This window comes from Tenacibaculum sp. E3R01, assembly GCF_003318185.1.
GTDB lineage: Bacteria > Bacteroidota > Bacteroidia > Flavobacteriales > Flavobacteriaceae > Polaribacter > Polaribacter halocynthiae.
In genome coordinates, this window is record NZ_QOCC01000029.1 from 36,187 (window position 1) to 54,713 (window position 18,527).

At 28.4% G+C, this 18,527-nt stretch carries 24 protein-coding genes and 1 pseudogene; all 25 read left to right on the forward strand.

The genetic code is table 11. The features are described from left to right. The first annotated feature begins 115 nt into the window (after nt 1-115). Nucleotides 116-265 (forward strand): hypothetical protein, encoded by a 150-nt coding sequence (locus DS884_RS18520; protein ID WP_158530869.1) that lies wholly within the window; start codon nt 116-118, stop codon nt 263-265. Nucleotides 266-271: 6 nt separating this feature from the next. Beyond that, nucleotides 272-445 (forward strand): hypothetical protein, encoded by a 174-nt coding sequence (locus DS884_RS18525; RefSeq protein ID WP_158530870.1) that lies wholly within the window; start codon nt 272-274, stop codon nt 443-445. A 56-nt stretch (nt 446-501) separates the two neighbouring features. Further along, nucleotides 502-630 carry a hypothetical protein gene (locus DS884_RS18755; RefSeq protein ID WP_255414829.1) on the forward strand — a complete coding sequence of 43 codons (129 nt, stop codon included), beginning with the start codon at nt 502-504 and terminating at the stop codon, nt 628-630. Nucleotides 631-663: 33 nt separating this feature from the next. Next, entirely contained in the window at nt 664-849 is a 186-nt protein-coding gene (locus DS884_RS17205; protein ID WP_113787632.1) for a hypothetical protein, read from the forward strand. Between the two features lie 31 nt (nt 850-880). Beyond that, nucleotides 881-1,045 carry a hypothetical protein gene (locus DS884_RS18530; protein WP_158530871.1) on the forward strand — a complete coding sequence of 55 codons (165 nt, stop codon included), beginning with the start codon at nt 881-883 and terminating at the stop codon, nt 1,043-1,045. A gap of 50 nt (nt 1,046-1,095) precedes the next feature. Further along, a complete protein-coding gene (locus DS884_RS18535) occupies nt 1,096-1,269 on the forward strand; it encodes a hypothetical protein (RefSeq protein ID WP_158530872.1) in 174 nt (57 codons plus the stop codon). A 364-nt stretch (nt 1,270-1,633) separates the two neighbouring features. Next, nucleotides 1,634-2,530 carry a hypothetical protein gene (locus DS884_RS17210; RefSeq protein WP_113787633.1) on the forward strand — a complete coding sequence of 299 codons (897 nt, stop codon included), beginning with the start codon at nt 1,634-1,636 and terminating at the stop codon, nt 2,528-2,530. Between the two features lie 78 nt (nt 2,531-2,608). Beyond that, nucleotides 2,609-2,788, forward strand: a complete 180-nt coding sequence (locus DS884_RS17215; RefSeq protein WP_113787634.1) for a hypothetical protein — start codon at nt 2,609-2,611, stop codon at nt 2,786-2,788. A 59-nt stretch (nt 2,789-2,847) separates the two neighbouring features. After that, nucleotides 2,848-3,873 (forward strand): ThiF family adenylyltransferase, encoded by a 1,026-nt coding sequence (locus tag DS884_RS17220; protein ID WP_113787635.1) that lies wholly within the window; start codon nt 2,848-2,850, stop codon nt 3,871-3,873. Between the two features lie 198 nt (nt 3,874-4,071). Next, a complete protein-coding gene (locus DS884_RS17225) occupies nt 4,072-4,266 on the forward strand; it encodes a hypothetical protein (RefSeq protein WP_113787636.1) in 195 nt (64 codons plus the stop codon). A gap of 62 nt (nt 4,267-4,328) precedes the next feature. Continuing rightward, the gene (locus tag DS884_RS17230; RefSeq protein WP_113787637.1) at nt 4,329-5,468 is read left to right on the forward strand and encodes a hypothetical protein; all 1,140 of its coding nucleotides are present in this window, start codon (nt 4,329-4,331) and stop codon (nt 5,466-5,468) included. 12 nt (nt 5,469-5,480) lie between these two features. Then, a complete protein-coding gene (locus DS884_RS17235; RefSeq protein ID WP_147239424.1) occupies nt 5,481-6,755 on the forward strand; it encodes an amidohydrolase family protein in 1,275 nt (424 codons plus the stop codon). Nucleotides 6,756-6,758: 3 nt separating this feature from the next. Further along, the gene (locus DS884_RS17240) at nt 6,759-8,951 is read left to right on the forward strand and encodes a peptidase domain-containing ABC transporter (protein ID WP_113787639.1); all 2,193 of its coding nucleotides are present in this window, start codon (nt 6,759-6,761) and stop codon (nt 8,949-8,951) included. A 1-nt stretch (nt 8,952) separates the two neighbouring features. After that, nucleotides 8,953-10,248, forward strand: a complete 1,296-nt coding sequence (locus tag DS884_RS17245; RefSeq protein WP_113787640.1) for an HlyD family secretion protein — start codon at nt 8,953-8,955, stop codon at nt 10,246-10,248. Nucleotides 10,249-10,265: 17 nt separating this feature from the next. Continuing rightward, a pseudogene (locus DS884_RS18680) lies at nt 10,266-10,364 on the forward strand (gliding motility-associated ABC transporter ATP-binding subunit GldA); the annotation flags it as partial. 240 nt (nt 10,365-10,604) lie between these two features. Continuing rightward, nucleotides 10,605-11,180 (forward strand): DUF4255 domain-containing protein, encoded by a 576-nt coding sequence (locus tag DS884_RS17255; RefSeq protein ID WP_113787641.1) that lies wholly within the window; start codon nt 10,605-10,607, stop codon nt 11,178-11,180. A 5-nt stretch (nt 11,181-11,185) separates the two neighbouring features. Then, nucleotides 11,186-12,259, forward strand: a complete 1,074-nt coding sequence (locus tag DS884_RS17260; RefSeq protein WP_113787642.1) for a hypothetical protein — start codon at nt 11,186-11,188, stop codon at nt 12,257-12,259. 21 nt (nt 12,260-12,280) lie between these two features. Then, nucleotides 12,281-14,176 (forward strand): phage tail sheath family protein, encoded by a 1,896-nt coding sequence (locus DS884_RS17265; RefSeq protein WP_199488229.1) that lies wholly within the window; start codon nt 12,281-12,283, stop codon nt 14,174-14,176. 38 nt (nt 14,177-14,214) lie between these two features. Further along, nucleotides 14,215-14,661 carry a phage tail protein gene (locus DS884_RS17270; protein WP_093869953.1) on the forward strand — a complete coding sequence of 149 codons (447 nt, stop codon included), beginning with the start codon at nt 14,215-14,217 and terminating at the stop codon, nt 14,659-14,661. After that, entirely contained in the window at nt 14,661-15,101 is a 441-nt protein-coding gene (locus tag DS884_RS17275; RefSeq protein ID WP_093869954.1) for a phage tail protein, read from the forward strand. Before DS884_RS17270 ends, DS884_RS17275 begins: the two co-directional genes overlap by 1 nt. Nucleotides 15,102-15,103: 2 nt before the next feature. Further along, the gene (locus tag DS884_RS18605) at nt 15,104-15,265 is read left to right on the forward strand and encodes a DUF5908 family protein (protein ID WP_199488230.1); all 162 of its coding nucleotides are present in this window, start codon (nt 15,104-15,106) and stop codon (nt 15,263-15,265) included. Further along, the gene (locus DS884_RS17280; RefSeq protein WP_113787644.1) at nt 15,265-15,951 is read left to right on the forward strand and encodes a CIS tube protein; all 687 of its coding nucleotides are present in this window, start codon (nt 15,265-15,267) and stop codon (nt 15,949-15,951) included. Before DS884_RS18605 ends, DS884_RS17280 begins: the two co-directional genes overlap by 1 nt. After that, nucleotides 15,952-17,697, forward strand: a complete 1,746-nt coding sequence (vgrG, locus tag DS884_RS17285; RefSeq protein ID WP_113787645.1) for a type VI secretion system tip protein VgrG — start codon at nt 15,952-15,954, stop codon at nt 17,695-17,697. Between the two features lie 114 nt (nt 17,698-17,811). Then, entirely contained in the window at nt 17,812-18,102 is a 291-nt protein-coding gene (locus DS884_RS17290; RefSeq protein ID WP_093869957.1) for a PAAR domain-containing protein, read from the forward strand. Nucleotides 18,103-18,105: 3 nt separating this feature from the next. After that, a complete protein-coding gene (locus tag DS884_RS17295) occupies nt 18,106-18,522 on the forward strand; it encodes a GPW/gp25 family protein (RefSeq protein WP_317047344.1) in 417 nt (138 codons plus the stop codon). The last annotated feature ends 5 nt before the right edge of the window (nt 18,523-18,527 follow it).

The window sequence follows — 18,527 nt, forward strand, 5'->3', positions numbered from 1 at the left end:
TATTTGACAAAACTTGCTATTCCTTAGACTAAAATCAGAAATAAATGTTATTGTACAATAATATGGTGTTATCCGAAAAACCAAAAAAGAGTAGGGAAATAAAAAACGTAATAATATGAAAAAATTAAGTTTAGAAGCTTTAGAAGCTAGAGTAGAATTAGTAGTGTCAAGTGAGTTGTTAAACTCAATATCGGGAGGTACAGAGAATGCTTGCCATGATGATAATTCAAAACCTGATAAACCAAGAACAATAATTGTGACTTAAAAAACGATGAACAAATTAAGTTTAGAAGCTTTAGAATGTAGAGTAGAATTAGTAGTTACAAGTGAGTTGTTAAATTCCATTTCGGGAGGTACAGAAAATGCTTGTCATGATGAGAGTTCAACACTAGAGAAACCAAAACCTAAAAATAAAAAGAAGCCTCTTGTTGTTATTCAAGATTAAACAGGTATAATAATTATAGAAAATAGAAAGAAAATTATAATATTAAATAAAAAAACATGAAAAAATTAAGTTTAGAAGCTTTAGAAGCTAGAGTAGAATTAGTAGTGTCAAGTGAGTTGTTAAACTCAATATCGGGAGGTACAGAAAATGCTTGCCACGATAAAGTTAGGTTAATAATGGATTGATTTTTTTTAAAAGATAAAATTAAATAAAAAACGATGAACAAATTAAGTTTAGAAGCTTTAGAAGCTAGAGCAGAATTAGTAGTGTCAAGTGAGTTGTTAAACTCTATTTCAGGAGGTACAGAGAATGCTTGCCATGATGATAAGAAACCAATACCAGATCCAGCAAAACCTAAAGGGCCTAATGGTAATGGTGGTCCTCTTATTATTATACATAGTTAAATATAATTGGTTAGGAAAAATTAAAAAAACGATGAAAAAATTAAGTTTAGAAGCTTTAGAAGTTAGAGCAGAATTGGTAGTGTCAAGTGAATTGTTAAATTCTATTTCGGGAGGTACAGAAAATGCTTGTCATGATGATGAACAAGAACCGAAAAAGCGTAGAAAACCAGGAGTAGTTGTAGTTAATGGAGGTTAATTAGCTATACGAATTAATAGTTTTTGATAAGAATAAGTATAAAATAAAAAATGATGAAAAAAATAAGTTTAGAAATATTAGAGAAAAGAGCTTCGTCAGTAATAAGTTTAGAGTTGTTAGGTAGTATTTCAGGAGGGACAGAAAACTCTTGCCATGATGATGAGAAACCAAAACCTAAAGGGCCAGATGGAAACGGACGTCCAAATGTTATTATAGATAGTTAAATATAAGGAGGTTAATGAAAATAAAAGTACAGCCAAGTTATATGATAAATTACACTTTAAAACGAGTTGTTGTTTTATTACAATTAGTAGATGTACCTAGTTTAAGGTATCTATTTAAAAAATGTTGATTGTAGTTGTTTGAAATTTAGAGTTATAGTTTTTTTTTGAAGACGCTATGTTTATTTAGACTATATATTCTTTGTGTTGTTGTTTTATTTTTTTAATATTGCTATGCGAAAAAGAGTGAATAATTGTTATGTTAATATAGGCATTGTACTAATGATCTATATCTTCTTATAGTGTATGCTATATAATAATCACATAGTTCGATTTTATTAAATTCTCTCTCAAATAATATTATTATATGAAATTGATTATAAGTTGTTTTTTGTGCTTTTTTATTGCGTTTTACTCTTATTCAGGAGTAAATAATAAAGAACAAGTTAATATTAAGTATCTTTTAAAATGTCCAAAATCTCCTTTAGGGTTAATTGTACTTTTTCCTAAGTTTAACAATACTTTAAAATCAACTGATATACAAACCAATATTGATGAGAAATATTATTCAGAAAATTACGCTACTATAATTATTGATTATAAAAAAGATTTCTTTTTAAAGAAAAAAGATTTTTTACAAATATATAACTTAATAGAAAAGGTATTAAAGTCCAATAAAATTAATGAAGATAAAGTTATTATAGGAGGGTTTTCAACTGGGGGTACTATAGCTTTAAGCTACTCTATTTATGCAAGTAAATTAAAAAAAAGAATAAAACCTAACTCTATAATAGTAGGAGATTCTCCTGTAGATTTTGAAGCTTTTTACAATAATAAAATTGAAATAATAAAAAGAGATTTTAATTATAGGGCTGTAAGTGAAGCTAGATTCATTGTAAATTACTTAAAAAAACAATTAGGGAGTCCAAAAGTAGGTAACAGCAACTATATTTCATATTCTCCCTATCTAAATTCTAATCTTTTAAACTCTAATATTAGATATTTAAAAGACTATAATATTATATTTTATAGTGAACCTGATTTAGCTTGGTATAAAACTAATATAGGGTATGAATTAGAAGATTTGAATTCTTTTCAAATAGATAAGCTTATAAAAGAATTAAAGAGAATAAGCCAAAAAAAAATAACACACATAAAAACATCAAAAGCAGGGTTTATAAACAATAAAAGACATCCACATTCATGGTCAATAATAAATCCAGAAAAATTGTTTAAATGGACAGAAGAAAACTTTACTAACTAACAAATTTTGTAAGAAAGTAGATTGGAGGAACCTGAAAATCCAAAAAAGAGTAAGGATTAAATTTTAATTATATTATAAATGTCAAATTTATTAAAAAACAAATTGTCAATTACAGAATTAAGAAAAAGAGCTGATGAAATTGCATCTAACGATTTATTAGAAATGATTTCTGGAGGTACAGAAAATACATGTCATGATGATGATAAACCAAAACCAATTAAAAAGCCTTATCCAACTCAACCATGTGATAATATTTAATATCTGTTATTTAAAAGGTGCTATTAGCACCTTTTTTAGGTTTGATAAAAAGAATATAAATGCATTATTATTTTAAGAAATATATTACAATTTGTAAAACAAAGTCAGGTATTTGTTTTTACCATACTCAGGAAAGAGAAAAGACAATAGAGTTTGAGTATAATACAAACAATCTAAATATAATAGATAAATTACTTAAAAACGGAGTAAAGGAAAAAGATATTGATAAGAATAAAATTTATAAAAAATTATATGAAAATGGTTTTTTATATACCAATTCTGACTTTCAAAAAACAAAGGATATAAAAAGAACTGAACTTTTTTTAAATTATTTACATGAAAATTTAACTAAAGAAGATTTAAAAGAAGTAAAAAAGACAAACATATTAGTGTATGGTTCAGGAGGTGGAGGAAGCACATTAATTTACTTATTAGCACAGTTTGGTTTTAATAATATATCAATAGTTGATTTTGATAAAGTAGAACACTCTGATATATATAGAACTATGTCATTTTTAAAAGATGATATTGGAAGCTATAAAGTATCTGCTTTAAAAGAAAAAATTAAAGAAAATTTTGAAATTGACGTTAAAACTTATATTGGGTCTTATTCTAAAAAAAATGAAATTGAAGATTTGATAAAACAAGTTGAGCCAGATTTTATAATAAACGTATGTGACCCAAGTCCATCTTTTAAATTAGAACTTAATGAATTATGTTTTGAATACGGAATACCATATATATCTGCAGCTTACTCTTATGAAACAATATATGTTGGTCCCATATATGTTCCAACAATAACGTCTTGTGAAAATAGTTTTGATAAATTTGTTGAAGAAGTATTTGGAGAAGATCACAGTTACCGAACTATAAAAAAGATTTTTAATGAAGATTTAGTTCATCCATCAAATGTCTTTAATATAAATATTTTGGCATCTTTAACATTTAAAGAAGTATTACTTTTTTTGTTAAATAAATTTGAATTTTGTCAGACAATAGGTCGTAGAATGTATTTTAATCCATTAACTTTTGAAAGTTATTCTAGAACAGCAAAGTGTGAAGATGTATGTAAAGTTTGTAGTTAAAGCTTGATAAAAAATACATTTATTTTCATTCGGAAACAAAAAGTAATCGTTTAGAAAGAAATTATCTATACTTTGTTTTAATTAAAATAATTTGCTCTTGCATTTAAAGGCTTTGCAAAGATATTATTAGTACTAAATGCAATAGCGGAAGTCGAAAAGCGTATAGAGTAGACGAAATATTTTAAAAGATTAAGAATTATGAAAAAATTATCATTTAATTCATTTAAAGAAAGAGTTAATGAAGTAACGACACAAGAGTTATTAAACACTATTTCAGGAGGTACAGAAAATGCATGTCATGACAAAAAAACATCAACTCCATTGCCTCCACCACCTATAATTTATTCACCACAAGATGGAGTGTTAACTCCACCAATTATTATTGTAAAATAAATAATATTAGAGAGGGCTATTTTATTTAAAATGGCCCCTTTTAAATATTTAGTAAAAAAATTATGGAAAATTTAATTGCTGAAAATAAAAATAAAATTGTTGAGACAATAAAACTATTAGCATTTAAAGAAGTTAGTACTTTATTTGATAGATTAGATTTCGATAACGATGCTACTTTTTTAGAGCCTTTATTGTTTTCTTATTTTAATAGTAAAAAAGACAGTTCCTTTTCAAAAGAAGTTTTAGAACAGATCTTACAGGGGTATTTTATTTCTAATGAAACAATAAAAATCTCGCAAAATATATTTAATAAAAATGGTATAGCTTATATTCCTGAAAAAGGGTATTTTGAAAAAGGAAGAAAAAATATTGATAGTGCCATTTTAAAACAAGGTGACTTTGAAATTGTTAAAGAGATTCATCCTATTCAAGAAAAATACTTTATCGAATTTTCAAGAGGTCATATTGTAAATGATAATCCTAAGCATACATCTGTTTGGGAAGACCATTATGCAGAGTTATTTGAAGCTATTGAAATTATAAAAGAACATCTACCTGAGTTTTATAAAGAATTAATTTTTGCTAACAAGAAAATATACCTACATGATAATCCTAAAATCTTAAATTTTACCTCTATTGAAACACTTGGTATGTTATATTTTTATGTTTTAGGAAATAAAAATATAATTTACTTTATAGAAGAGTTAATTCATCAAGGTTCACATAATTATTTATATTATATAGTTCATAATCGAAAAGATTTTTTTAAAATTGATGTTGATAATTTGGTTATGAGAAATTTCACATTGCAAAACTGGGATTATAGAACTGTATATGGAGCATTTCATGGTTTGTTTACTGTTTATCAAAGAGTAAAGTACTTTGATAAATTATTAATGAAAAATATTTTTTCAGATAGAGAAAAGCATGAGCTCTTGGGACGATTTACTGATCAATTTTCAAGGTTTAGAACTGGTTTAGAGCTTTTAAACTTGGAGGATATATATACCGATAAGGGGCTTAAGTTTTATAAAAAGCTAGATAATGAGTGCGCTACTATTTTAAAAAAATATAATTTCTTACAAAATGAGTTTAACCTTAGTAACCGAGAAGTTGATTTTAGGTATAGTGATTTTTGTGAGTTGAATTCTTTTGATGATTTTATAGAGAAAGAAAAAATGGGGTTGTTTAGTTTTAATTAAAAAAATAAAGAAGTGAAAGAAAGAATAATAATTATAATATTGTTATTGAAATCAACAATTTATGCTCAAAATAATTTTGATGGTGATTTTTTGTTCAAAAACGTGTCGCTTATAACGATGAAAGAAAATAAATTGGTAAAGAATAGTTCTTTATTAATTAAAGGAGGAAAAATAAAAGAAATTTTTTCAGGAAAACTACCTAGTCTTAAAGTGAAACAAGTCATAGATTTAGAAGGGAAATTCGTTATGCCAACACTTTCAGATGCTCACGTTCATTTACCTAAAGATGAAAAAGAGTTTAAGAAATATCTAATTTTGAACTTAATAAATGGAGTAACTAATTTACGTTCAATGAGAGGGAAATGGGAACATTTAAAATTTAGAAATAAGTACAATGCAAAAGGTTCTATTTATCCTAAATTATTTCTGTCAGCCCCACCAATTTCAAGAAGGTATGAGTTTACTAAAAATGAATTAGTTTCTTTTATTAATGCAGCTAGAAAATTTGATTTTATAAAAATTCTTAGTATTAAAAACGAAAAGATATTTAAGCAACTTGATAGTTTATGTAAGAAAGAGAATATTAGTATTGGAGGTCATTTTCCTTCGAATATTAATGATAAATACATATTTAACTCAAAGTATAAATCTTTTGAACATCTTGGGGGATTAGTTACAGATGATGAAACGTTTAAAGAAAGATTGAGTAAAATTAAAGAAAAAAACATTTTTATTTGCCCAACATTAAGCTGGTATGATATTGGTTCTGGTAGATATAATTATAAAGAGCTTCGAAACATGCCAGGAATGAATTTTATAGCAAAAGAGACTATAGATAACTGGATTGTTAAAACAAAAGCATATAGAAACAAAATAGGAAAAAAAGAATATGAAAAGGAAGTAAAAGTAGAGATAGATAAATTGAAAAAAAAGTACATTGTAATTAAAAAGTTATATGACGTTGGTGTAAAAATGCTTTTGAGCCCTGATAGTTCTTCGAAATATATGGTTCCAGGTTTTGGGATGATAGGAGAAATGAAATTGTTAAAAAAAGCAGGTTTAACGAACTATGCCATTTTAGAAATGGCAACTAAAAACTATGCTAAATTTTTAAAACAAAATAGAGGAACTTTAGAGTTAAACAAAGAAGCAGAATTTTTGGTGTTAAATAAAAATCCATTAATAGATTTTGAAGCATTAGGAAAGATAGAATCTATTTTTTTAAATAATCAAATTTTGACTAAAAAAGACATTGAAGCATTATCTAAGTCAATAAGTTTCAATTAACATATGATAAAGAAGAAGTTCCCTTTTTACAGGCAATTAGATTATAGAGATTGTGGGCCTACTTGTTTAAGAATGGTTGCTAAATTCCACGGTAAGAATTTCTCAAGAGAATTTTTAAGAGAAAAAGCGAGCATAACTAGAGAAGGTGTTACTATGGCAGGAATAGCTGACGCTGCTGAGGTAATTGAATTAAGAACCTTAGGGATGAGGCTTTCACTTGATAGTTTAATTAATGAGGCGCCAACGCCTTTTATTATTCCATGGAGGCAAAAACATTTTGTAGTAGTTTATAAAACATCTAAAACAAAAGTATTTCTTGCAGATCCTGCGCAAGGCTTATTAGAATATACTCATGATGAATTTCATAAAGCATGGACAAATGCACCGGACAATAATGGATTTGTATTATTATTAGAACCTAATGCAAAGTTTTATGCATTAGAAGAGAATGATAGTAAAAGTGAAGGTTTTTCTTTTCTGTTACCATATATTAAGCCATATAAAAAATTAATATATCAACTCTTTATAGGGTTAACTGTTGGTACTGCTATACAGTTTATACTTCCCTTTTTAATTCAGTCTGTAGTTGATATAGGAGTAAATACACAAGATATATCTTTTATATATTTAATTTTATTAGCTCAGTTAGTATTGTTTGTATCTCAAACTTTAGTTAGGATTTTTAGGGAGTGGTTATTACTACATATCACTAGCAGATTTAATATTAAATTGATTTCCGATTTTTTATATAAAATGCTTAAGTTGCCAATTCCATATTTTGAGACAAGAAATACTGGTGAGCATTTACAAAGAGTTCAAGATCATAATAGAATTCAAAATTTTGTTTCTTCTTCTACTTTTAATATGGTGTATTCTCTTGTTCTTTTTTTAGTTTTTAGCGCTGTGTTGTGTTTCTATAATTTAAAAATTTTTATAGTATTTATAACTGGAGCTTTTTTATATATTGGTTGGACATTTTTCTTTTTAAAAAAAAGAGCCGAATTAGATTTTAAGCGATTTGATGAAATGTCTCAAAGCCAAACTTCATTAGTACAAATTATTAATGGAGTTAAAGAAATTAAAATAAATAATTCTCACAGGAAAAATAGATGGAAATGGGAACAAATACAGATAAGTCTATTTAAAACTTCATTGAGTTCTTTGCAATTAGCTCAATATCAATCTATAGGGTCTGGATTTATTAATGAGTTAAAAAACATTTTAATTACATTTCTGTCCGCTACAGCCGTCGTAAATGGTAATATAACTTTAGGTATGATGTTGTCTATCCAATATATAGTAGGTCAATTAAATTTACCATTGAGTAATTTTGTAAGTTTTATTCAGGTTTGGCAAGACGCTAAAATAAGTTTAGAAAGATTATTACAAGTTCATAATAAAAAGGATGAAGATAATTTATCTGAAAATAAAGTAAAAGAATTACCAGAAAATAAAGATGTTGTTATTAAAGATTTATGGTTTAGGTATGGAGGTAAGTCAAAACCTTTTGTTTTAAAAGGTGTAAACTGTGTATTGCCCGAAGGTAAAACTACCGCTATTGTTGGAGCTAGTGGTAGTGGTAAAACTACATTGTTAAAACTATTATTAAAATTTTATGAACCAACTAAAGGAGAAATAGGAATAGATAGTACAAGTTTATCATTAATTAATAATGATTTTTGGCGCATGAATTGTGGTGCGGTTTTACAAGATACTTTTATTTTTAATGATAGTATTGCCGGGAATATTTCAGAATCTGAACAAAATGAAATTATTAATAGAGAAAAATTAGAAAAAGCATCTCATATTTCTAATATAGCTGGTTTCATAGAGAAATTACCAAATAAATATAATACTGAATTAGGCACTTCTGGAATAAGGCTAAGTGGTGGACAAGAGCAAAGAATAATGATTGCTAGAGCTGTGTATAAAAACCCTTTTTTTATTTTTTTTGATGAAGCAACAAGTGCTTTAGATGCTAATAATGAAAAGGTAATCATGGAGAACTTAAATGAGTTTATAAAAAATAGAACTTCAGTAATTGTAGCACATAGATTAAGTACAGTAAAAAATGCAGATAATATTATTGTTTTAGAAGATGGAGAAATTGTTGAAGAAGGTAATCATCAAGAACTAACTACAAAAAAAGGGAAGTATTATGAGTTAGTGAAAAATCAACTTGAACTAGGTAATTAAGATGGAAAAGTTTGATCAAGAATTAAATGTTTATAGTGAGCAGGTAAAAGATGTATTAACTTCTCCTCCAAAAGCAATATTTAGATGGGGAAATACAATCCTATTCTTCTTTTTCGCTTTAGTTGTTTTTTTAGTTTACATTATAAAATATCCAGATGTAATTGAGGGACAGGCAGTTTTAACAACAACCATTCCCCCTCAAAAAGAATATGCTAAAGTTAGTGGTAAATTAGATGAACTATTTGTTAAAAACAACCAAGAAGTAAAGTTTGGTAAGCATATAGCTCTTATTGAAAATACTGCAAATTATAAGGATGTTAAATATTTAAAAGGAATCATTGATACTTTAACTCGTTCTACTGAAGAATTTCAATTTCCAATTGAAAAATTACCAATACTTTTTTTAGGGGAAATAGAAACAGCTTTTTCTAATTTTGAGAATAATTATATACTATATGTCTTAAATAAGGAATCAAATGCATTCACCTACGAGAACAGTAATAATAGTTATACTATTATGCAATTGAAAAAGAGATTAATTGCAGCTAAGAATCAAAGGAGAATAAATGAAGAGGAACTTGTTTTTAAGAAAAAAAATGTAGAAAGGATTAAAAAATTATATAAAAAAGGAGTTGTTTCTGAACAAAATTTTGAATACGAAAAATTAGAATTTTTACAGGCAAAAAGAAATTTTAATGATATAAACATTACAATATCACAAATTGAAGAAAGAATTAGTAATAGAAGTAATGATAAAAAGCAATCAGAAGTAGCAAATGTTAGAAAAGAAATAAATCTTTTAAAATCCGTGCTACAATCTTTTGCTCAACTACAAAGAGCAATAAAAGAATGGGAGTTTAAATACCTAATAAAAGCCAAAATAGAGGGAACGGTTTCTTTTATGAATATTTGGAGTAAGAATCAAACAGTAAAAGTTAATGATTTTTTATTAACCATTATTCCTACTAATTATGAGGAGTATGTATGTAAGATTCAAATACCAGTAATAAATTCAAGAAAATTAAAAATTGGACAATCAGTTAATATAAAATTAAATAGTTATCCCGATTATGAATTTGGTGTTTTAAAGGGAAGACTAAATAAAATATCATTAATTCCAAATGAGAAAAATATGTATTTATTAGATGTTTCATTACCTAAAGGACTATTAACAACATACAATAAAGAAATAGAATTTAATCAAGAAATGCACGGTGTTGCAGAAGTAATAACTGAAGATTTAAGGTTGATTGAAAGAATTTTTTATAGGTTCAAAAAAATATTCAATAAAAATTAAAGAAATGATCTCTTGTTATTTTTGATTTCGCTCAAGAAAACGGACTTAAAATTCTTGGCTTAAATACAGAAAATAAAAACTTAGAAAGTTTATTTCATGAGTTGACTAAAAGTTAATTCATAAAAATAGTTAAATACTTTATAAAACCTCTAAATATCATGTTTAGAAGTTTTTATGTTTTTAAGTCAAAATCTAAACTTTTTAATTGTTAAAAACTAGAGTGTTTTTCCTTTTTTTAATTCATATTATCACCGAAAATAATTAAAGAAAAAGAACTTTTTTTAAGGAGATTTTCATTGTAAATTTTTCATGTAGTTAGGGGTAGTTTTGGAAACCAACTAAACTAGGAACTACTAATGATTTACGAAATACTACAAATCATAGCAGAAGAACTAAATGATTATTTAGATTCTAATGATGTAGCATTAGCAAACATAGCTGATGCAAACTCTGAGGGTAATTCACCTGGTAATTTTCCCAATATATCTCTTACTTTAATAAATACACAAGAAGAATTTGCATTAAAAAATTTACGAAATAATTATGTAAACGGAACTACGGTTTCATATAAAAACCCAAAAATTTACTTAAACCTTTTTGGGTTATTCAGTATTAATAAATCTACCTACACTGAGTCGTTAAAAAGTCTTACTAATGTTATTGCTTTTTTTCAAGGCAAAAAAGTATTTACACAAGCCAATAGTAACTATGAAAATGTTGACGGAGTTGAAAATATTAAAAGTTTCAAGTTTATAACGGAGTTATATACGCCAACTTTTGAAGAATTGAATTTCATATGGGGAACCTTAGGTGGAAAACAAAACCCATCAGTACTTTATAAAATAACATTACTAGAGATAGAAAGAGATGTACTAAAACGCGAAGGATCAGTAGTTACAGAAATGAATAAAAATGCAATAATTAATAATTAATTACAATGGTATATCAAACACTCTTTAATATTAATTTATTACATGCTTATTTTTTAGATAGAGGTGAAAAAAAGTATCATTCAATTAATCCAGATCCTAACAAAAAATTAAAGGCTAAAGAAAAAAAAGAAGCAGATAAAGTATACAATAGTAAAACTTGTATTGAAATAGTACCTAATAGGATTACCCAAGAAACAATAAAGGATTATAGATTAATGATAAGAAATCATTCAAAAGGAATGAGAATTCTTACTACTTCATTGAAAGAAGTAGCTATGGAAGGAAATAATGAAGTAGAAAGGTATAGTCCGCTTATTAATTTACCAAACGATTTAACACTAACTTTTTTTGTAAAAATAACAGATAAGTATTTTGAAAACTACACTGAAATAATAGATAAAAACACAAAGAAATTCTATCAGTTATCCAATATATCATCTTCCGCTATTAACATTTTTGAAGCAAGTACTGATATTGAAAAATGGAGTTCTTTTTTAATTTCTGAAGAAGAATCAAGAAGATTAGTATATGAAATGGAAAAAGAGAATGAGTTTAATACGAATACGCCTAAGAAAGTTACTATTGCTGATTTTGACTCAAATCAAATTAATATAATTGAAAACAAAATACAGAATAATGTTTCATTAAATACTCAAGAACAAGAAGTTTTGGATAGTTTAAATTTAAGTATTCAAAAGTATAAAAGCAAAGGAGTTATTGGTGTTTTGAGGTTGAAAATTTTAGGAGATAATAATTCTAAACTAACTGAAAACGTATTTGTGAAAAATCCTGAAACAAACAAATTTGATGTTAGTAAAAAATGTGTATTAAAAGAGGTTCCAAATTTTCAGATCTATATAGAAAATAGAAAAACATTTTGGAGGTATAGTCAGTTGTCTGAAAATTTAAAAATGATTACAAATACTAAGCACCCTTTAACAAAAAATGGGCGAGTAGAAATTGGTAAAACTGATGTAACTCCCCAGTCTCAAGGAACTGTTTTTTTTCCAAATCCCACAATAGAGAGTATTACACTAGATAAGGATAGCCAAGATTACTATTCAGAAATATTTATATAATAAAAATTAAAATTAATAATTATGTCAGCTTACAAAACACCAGGAGTCTACATTGAAGAAATTGTGAAATTTCCACCATCAGTAGCTCAAGTAGAAACAGCAATTCCAGCCTTTATTGGATATACAGAAAAGGCGACAAAAAAAGCAATAGGAGATTTAAAAGGGAAACCAACTCGTATTACTTCGATGTTAGAGTATGAAAATTATTTTGGGAAGCCTCAAAATGAAACTGGTATAAAAGTATCAGTTGTTAATGGAGAAATTTTTGCAGAAGGCCCTTCTAAAAATAATAGATCTCCATTTCTTATGTATTATAGCCTTCAAATGTTCTTTGCTAATGGTGGAGGGCCGTGTTATATAGTTTCTGTTGGTAGATATGGTACTGTTATAGATGATGAAGACGCAACAGTTTCTATAGTAGAACAACCAAAATTAAAAGTAGGTTTAGATGCTATTGAAAAAGTAGATGAAGCTACATTAATTGTATTTCCTGATGCTACTAATATAGGAGATGCTGATAGTTTTTATGGTTTGTATAATGATGCTTTGAAGCAATGTTTGAAATTAAAAGATCGTTTTGTAATTATCGATTCAGAGCATGATGATGAAACACAATCGCCTACTCCTGTAGAAGATTTAAGAAATAAAATTTCTAGTATTAAAAATGAAGTTAAATATGGAGCCGCATATTATCCATTTTTAAAAACAATTTTAGATTACGCCTATGATGAATCTCAAATTTCAGTAGTTGAAAAATCTACAACTCAGGAAGACTTAGAAGCGCAAGTACAATTGATTTCTGATGATATCGATACCGCTAAATTTAATGATTTAAAAACAGCGTTAAATACTTTAAAGGCAGACACAGATGCTAATGTTACAGATGCAATTTCAGCTGCAGCTTATACGCCAATAGTTAAGGCATCTATAGATAATGTAATAAATTACGTGAATTCAATTAAAACTAGTTTAGAAGCTGCTTTGGCAATTTCAAGAAAAAATGCTAGTGTAGTTGCAGAATCTAATGCTTTAGATACTTGGATTACAAACATTCTTGAAGATGTAGTGCTTGATTTTAATAAAGCAAAAGATAGATTAAATGATGATGATACAGCTACTAAAATTAAAAATGAAATTGATGCAAATGTTTTAGAAATTGACACTTTAAAAACAGCTATAGATACACTTATTACTCCTGGAGAGTTAAGTTTATTAATTGCTGCTTTAAATGCTAATGCTGCTGTTTTTCCTTCAACAACAACTATTCTTAGAAACCTTAAAAATACAAATGATCGTTTGTATAATCAAGTAAAAGCTGAAATAGGGCGTATACCATTGGTATTACCTCCAAGTTCAACAATAGCGGGGATTTATGCGGCGGTTGATTCTAATAGAGGAGTATGGAAAGCACCAGCAAATGTAAGTTTAAATTATGTTGTAGAACCAACGATTCAAGTTTCTCATGAAGAGCAACAAGGGTTAAATGTAGATGAAGTTGCAGGTAAATCTATAAACGCAATTAGAGCTTTTGTAGGAAAAGGAAACTTAGTGTGGGGGGCAAGAACTCTTGCAGGAAATGATAACGAATGGAGATATGTACCAGTAAGACGTTTCTTTAATATGGCAGAAGAGTCAATTAAAAAAGCTACTGAACAGTTTGTTTTTGAACCAAATGACAAAAACACTTGGATTCGTGTAAAAGCAATGATAGATAATTTCTTAACACTTCAATGGAGAGCAGGAGCATTAGCTGGTCCTACGCCAGAAAAAGCTTTTTATGTAAATATAGGCTTAGGAGAAACAATGACAGCGCAAGATATTTTAGAGGGTAATATGATTATTGAAATAGGAATGGCGGTTGTTCGTCCTGCAGAATTTATCATTTTAAAATTCTCTCATAAAATGCAAGAAGTATAAGTAACTCGCTAAATAAAATTAAATAAAAAAATAAAATTATGTCAGTATTATATCCATTTAGTAAATTTTCCTTCGCTGTAGATTTTGGAGGGGCTAAATTTAACTGTACAGAGGTTTCAGGGTTAACCTTTGAAAATAAAATGATTGAGTACCGTGGAGGAGCGGATAGAGAGTATCATAAATCTAAACAACCTGGGTTATTTGAGTATGCTAACATTACTATAAAGAGAGGAATATTTGCAGATAAAAGTAAAGAGTTTTATGAGCAATGGGCTAAAACTGTATACCTACAAGAAGGAGGTGCTCAATTTAGAGGAGACTTAACTATTAGTTTATTAGATGAAAACGGAGATGCATCTGTAAACTGGAAATGTACAAATGCATATTTGGCTAAACTTTCTGATACAGATTTAAAAGCAGATGGTAATGAAATAGCTATACAAAGCGCTGAATTTGTAATAGAGAAATTAACAATGATAGATTAATGTTTAGTTACTATCCACCAGTAGGCTTTAGTTTTAAAGTAGAGTTTGAAACAATTCCAACTTCACAAGGAGACAACTCATTTCAATCAGTTTCAGGGCTCTCAGTAGACCTTGAAACTGAAGAAATTGCTGAAGGTGGAGAAAATAGATTTAAGCATAAAATACCAGTACGCTCAAAATACCCAAATTTAGTTTTAAAAAGAGGAGTTCTAGTAAATTCTGAGGTTATTAAATGGTGCAAGAAAGCATTAGAAAACTTTGAAATTCAACCAGTAAATATAAATGTTATGTTGCTTGGAGAAGATCATCAAGCTATCCAAACTTGGAACATAGTTCATGCATATCCAGTTAAATGGAATGTGGGCGACTTTAATGCTGAAGAAAGTAAACTTGTAATAGAAACTCTTGAATTAACGTATAATTATTTTAAAGTAACCTAACCATGCCAATTACTATTAAAGAATTACATATTAAAATAAATGTAGATGAAAAGCCTGAAATACAAGGACAGACTAGTGGAACAAATATTAGTAATACTGCAGCCATAGTTGCAACTTGTGTAGAGGAAGTAATGGATATTCTTGAAAGACAAAAACAACGATAATGAGTCAAGGAGAATTAAAAAAACTAGTTATAAAAGCTTATAAAGACGATAAATTTAATGATGAGGTTGCTAATGGAGAGTTTACAACATTGGTAAACCCTGAAAAATATATGGTGGCATACAAGCCAGAGTATACTGAAATTCAGGGCCAAGGAACAAGTGGGGGACAACCAAAATTTACTAAAATACCTCCACAAGAACTAGATCTAGATTTGTTATTTGATAGTAGCGGAGTAATTGATGGAAAAGGTGATTTGAAGAATGGAATTATCGATAAAATTGAAGCTTTTAAGAAGATTGTTTTTGAGTACAAAGGAGAAGAACACAAGCCTAATTATTTAATGATTAAATGGGGGGCGCTTTTGTTTAAAGGATCTTTAGTAGATCTTTCAATTGAATATAGATTATTTGCTCCTGATGGTACTCCATTACGTGCGAATGCAAAATTAAAAGTAAAAGGTACTATTGATGATGATTTACGAATAGCTAAAGAAAATAATCAATCGCCAGATTTAACCCATTATCGTAAAGTAAAATCTGGAGATACCTTGCCCCTGATGTGCCACCGTATTTATGGAGACTCTAAGTATTATCTAGAAGTAGCGAGGGTAAACAAGATTATGCAATTCAGAAAATTAAAATCTGGTCAAGAAATTTTTTTTCCACCATTACAAAAATTCGCCTAAATGAATAGTACAGGAACCATACAAACTTCAAAAAGTGCTGATTTAACCACTTTTAAAATACTTGTTGAAGGAGAAGAATTGTCAAAAATATATGAGGTAAAAAGCATCACTGTTTCTAAAGAGGTAAATAAAATACCAACGGCTCAAATTATTTTAATTGATGGAGATGCTTCAAAACGAGATTTTAAATTAAGTAATGAAAACTTACTTATTCCAGGGAAAGAGATTGAACTTACAGCTGGTTATCATTCAGATGAAGAAACTATTTTTAAAGGAATTGTGATTAAACATAATTTAAGAATTAGGGCTCATTCAGCACAGTTAGTTATTGAATGTAAAGATGAAGCTGTAAAAATGACGATGGGTAGAAAAAGTAAATATTTCTACGAAAGCAAAGACAGTGATATTTTTGAAGAAATTATTGGTGAATATGGACTATCTAAAGAAGTTGAATCAACAAATCATTCTCACCCTGAATTAGTTCAGTATAATGCTTCAGATTGGGATTTTTTAGTTTCAAGAGCTCAAGCCAATGGAAAGCTATGCTTTGTAGATGATGGAACTGTGACTATAGCAAAACCAAACATTGGTCAATCTGAAATAGAAACAGTAACCTTTGGAGGTTCACTTTTAGATTTTGATGCAGAAATAGATGCTCGTCATCAAGTTAAAAAAGTGGCTGCTTATAGTTGGAATCATACAGATCAAGAATTAGTTGAGGTTGAAGGTAAAGATCCAGGAGTTACGTTAAACGGAAATTTATCAGTTTCTGATTTAAACAAAATTATAGATTTAGAAAACTTAGAACTTAGGCATGGAGGAGGTATTACAGATACTGAATTACAAGATTGGGCAGATGCAAAATGGTTATTTCAACAATTAGCAAAAGTAAGAGGTAGAGTGAAATTTCAAGGAATTCCATCGGTAAAGCCTAATACAATTTTAAAATTAGAAGGAGTTGGTGATCGCTTTAACGGTAATGTTTACGTAACTGGTGTACAACATGTTATTTCTAATGGAAATTGGGTATCGAATGCTCAATTTGGATTGTCAACAGAGTGGTTTTCTGAAACTTTTGAAATTTCTTCAAAACCAGCATCAGGATTATTACCAGCAATTCAAGGATTGCAAATAGGTGTTGTTTCTCAATTAGAAGAAGACCCTGATGGTGAAGATAGGATTTTAGTGCAAATTCCAATTATTAATAATGAAGAAGAAGGTATTTGGTGTAGAGTTGCTTCACCAGATGCTGGAGAAAATAGAGGTGTTTTTTTTCGACCAGAAATAGGAGATGAAGTTATAGTAGGTTTTATTAATCAAGACCCTAATGATGCTATTGTTTTAGGAATGTTGCATAGTAGTGCTAAACCTTCGCCAATAACAGCTACAGATGATAATCATGAAAAAGGAATTATTACAAGAAGCGAAATGAAAGTATTGTTTGATGATGATAAGAAGATAATTACTATTGAAACACCAGCAGGAAAAATTATATCTCTTGATGAAGATGAAAACGCTATAACTATTGAAGATGATAATTCAAATGTAATTACTATAAATAGTGATGGTATATCAATGGAAAGTGCAGGAGATATTTCTTTAAAAGCTTCTGGAGATGTTTCTATTGAAGGAACTAATGTGAGTTTAACGGCAAATGCTGAATTCAAAGCTGAAGGGAGTGCAGGAGCAGAGTTATCAACTAGTGCGATAGCAGTTTTAAAAGGATCATTAGTACAAATAAATTAATTTTTAAAAGGTAAAACAATAATGTCATTCCGAGGAAATAAGACGAAGGAATTTGTCTTTTAAAGCAAGGTTACCTCCTTTAACTCGTAATGATAGTTCAAATAAGTAAAGTAAATGGGAAATCCAGCAGCAAGAATTACAGATATGCATGTTTGCCCTATGGTTACAGGAGTGGTTCCTCATGTTGGAGGGCCAATTTTACCAGCAGGAGAGCCAACAGTTTTAATTGGAGGTTTACCAGCTGCAAGAGTTGGAGATATGGCAGTTTGTGTTGGACCACCTGATAGTATAGTAGCAGGTTCAGGAACAGTATTAATAGGAGGTATGCCAGCGGCAAGAATGGGAGATAGTACTTCACATGGAGGCACAATAGTATTAGGAGAACCAACAGTATTAATAGGATAGTTAATGATGGAAAATAAAAAAGCATTTTTAGGAATAGGATGGGGGTTTCCTCCTGAGTTTTCTAATGATTTAAGAGAAGTAGTTATGATATCCGATGAAGAGGATATTAAAAGTAGTTTAGAAATACTATTAACCACACGATTAGGTGAACGAGTATTATTACCAAATTATGGTTGTAACCTGCAAGAATTACTTTTTGAACGATTAGACAGAACACTTATAACTTATGCAAAAGAACTGATTCAAACTGCAATATTATACCATGAACCAAGAATTGATGTAATTCATATTGATGTTTCAGAAACAGATCCTTTAGAAGGGATGTTAGTTATAAAAATCGAGTATACAATTAGAGCTACAAATAGTAGAACCAATGTGGTGTTTCCTTTTTATAAAGGAGAAGGAACTGATATAAATTAAAAAAA

Excerpts from the sequence above, each read along its gene's own strand:
- DS884_RS18520 (WP_158530869.1), top strand. The coding sequence starts at position 116 with ATGAAAAAATTAAGTTTAGAAGCTTTAGAAGCTAGAGTAGAATTAGTA.
- DS884_RS18525 (WP_158530870.1), top strand. The coding sequence starts at position 272 with ATGAACAAATTAAGTTTAGAAGCTTTAGAATGTAGAGTAGAATTAGTA.
- DS884_RS18755 (WP_255414829.1), top strand. The coding sequence starts at position 502 with ATGAAAAAATTAAGTTTAGAAGCTTTAGAAGCTAGAGTAGAATTAGTA.
- DS884_RS17205 (WP_113787632.1), top strand. The coding sequence starts at position 664 with ATGAACAAATTAAGTTTAGAAGCTTTAGAAGCTAGAGCAGAATTAGTA.
- DS884_RS18530 (WP_158530871.1), top strand. The coding sequence starts at position 881 with ATGAAAAAATTAAGTTTAGAAGCTTTAGAAGTTAGAGCAGAATTGGTA.
- DS884_RS18535 (WP_158530872.1), top strand. The coding sequence starts at position 1,096 with ATGATGAAAAAAATAAGTTTAGAAATATTAGAGAAAAGAGCTTCGTCA.
- DS884_RS17210 (WP_113787633.1), top strand. The coding sequence starts at position 1,634 with ATGAAATTGATTATAAGTTGTTTTTTGTGCTTTTTTATTGCGTTTTAC.
- DS884_RS17215 (WP_113787634.1), top strand. The coding sequence starts at position 2,609 with ATGTCAAATTTATTAAAAAACAAATTGTCAATTACAGAATTAAGAAAA.
- DS884_RS17220 (WP_113787635.1), top strand. The coding sequence starts at position 2,848 with ATGCATTATTATTTTAAGAAATATATTACAATTTGTAAAACAAAGTCA.
- DS884_RS17225 (WP_113787636.1), top strand. The coding sequence starts at position 4,072 with ATGAAAAAATTATCATTTAATTCATTTAAAGAAAGAGTTAATGAAGTA.
- DS884_RS17230 (WP_113787637.1), top strand. The coding sequence starts at position 4,329 with ATGGAAAATTTAATTGCTGAAAATAAAAATAAAATTGTTGAGACAATA.
- DS884_RS17240 (WP_113787639.1), top strand. The coding sequence starts at position 6,759 with ATGATAAAGAAGAAGTTCCCTTTTTACAGGCAATTAGATTATAGAGAT.
- DS884_RS17245 (WP_113787640.1), top strand. The coding sequence starts at position 8,953 with ATGGAAAAGTTTGATCAAGAATTAAATGTTTATAGTGAGCAGGTAAAA.
- DS884_RS17255 (WP_113787641.1), top strand. The coding sequence starts at position 10,605 with ATGATTTACGAAATACTACAAATCATAGCAGAAGAACTAAATGATTAT.
- DS884_RS17260 (WP_113787642.1), top strand. The coding sequence starts at position 11,186 with ATGGTATATCAAACACTCTTTAATATTAATTTATTACATGCTTATTTT.
- DS884_RS17265 (WP_199488229.1), top strand. The coding sequence starts at position 12,281 with ATGTCAGCTTACAAAACACCAGGAGTCTACATTGAAGAAATTGTGAAA.
- DS884_RS17270 (WP_093869953.1), top strand. The coding sequence starts at position 14,215 with ATGTCAGTATTATATCCATTTAGTAAATTTTCCTTCGCTGTAGATTTT.
- DS884_RS17275 (WP_093869954.1), top strand. The coding sequence starts at position 14,661 with ATGTTTAGTTACTATCCACCAGTAGGCTTTAGTTTTAAAGTAGAGTTT.
- DS884_RS18605 (WP_199488230.1), top strand. The coding sequence starts at position 15,104 with ATGCCAATTACTATTAAAGAATTACATATTAAAATAAATGTAGATGAA.
- DS884_RS17280 (WP_113787644.1), top strand. The coding sequence starts at position 15,265 with ATGAGTCAAGGAGAATTAAAAAAACTAGTTATAAAAGCTTATAAAGAC.
- vgrG (WP_113787645.1), top strand. The coding sequence starts at position 15,952 with ATGAATAGTACAGGAACCATACAAACTTCAAAAAGTGCTGATTTAACC.
- DS884_RS17290 (WP_093869957.1), top strand. The coding sequence starts at position 17,812 with ATGGGAAATCCAGCAGCAAGAATTACAGATATGCATGTTTGCCCTATG.
- DS884_RS17295 (WP_317047344.1), top strand. The coding sequence starts at position 18,106 with ATGATGGAAAATAAAAAAGCATTTTTAGGAATAGGATGGGGGTTTCCT.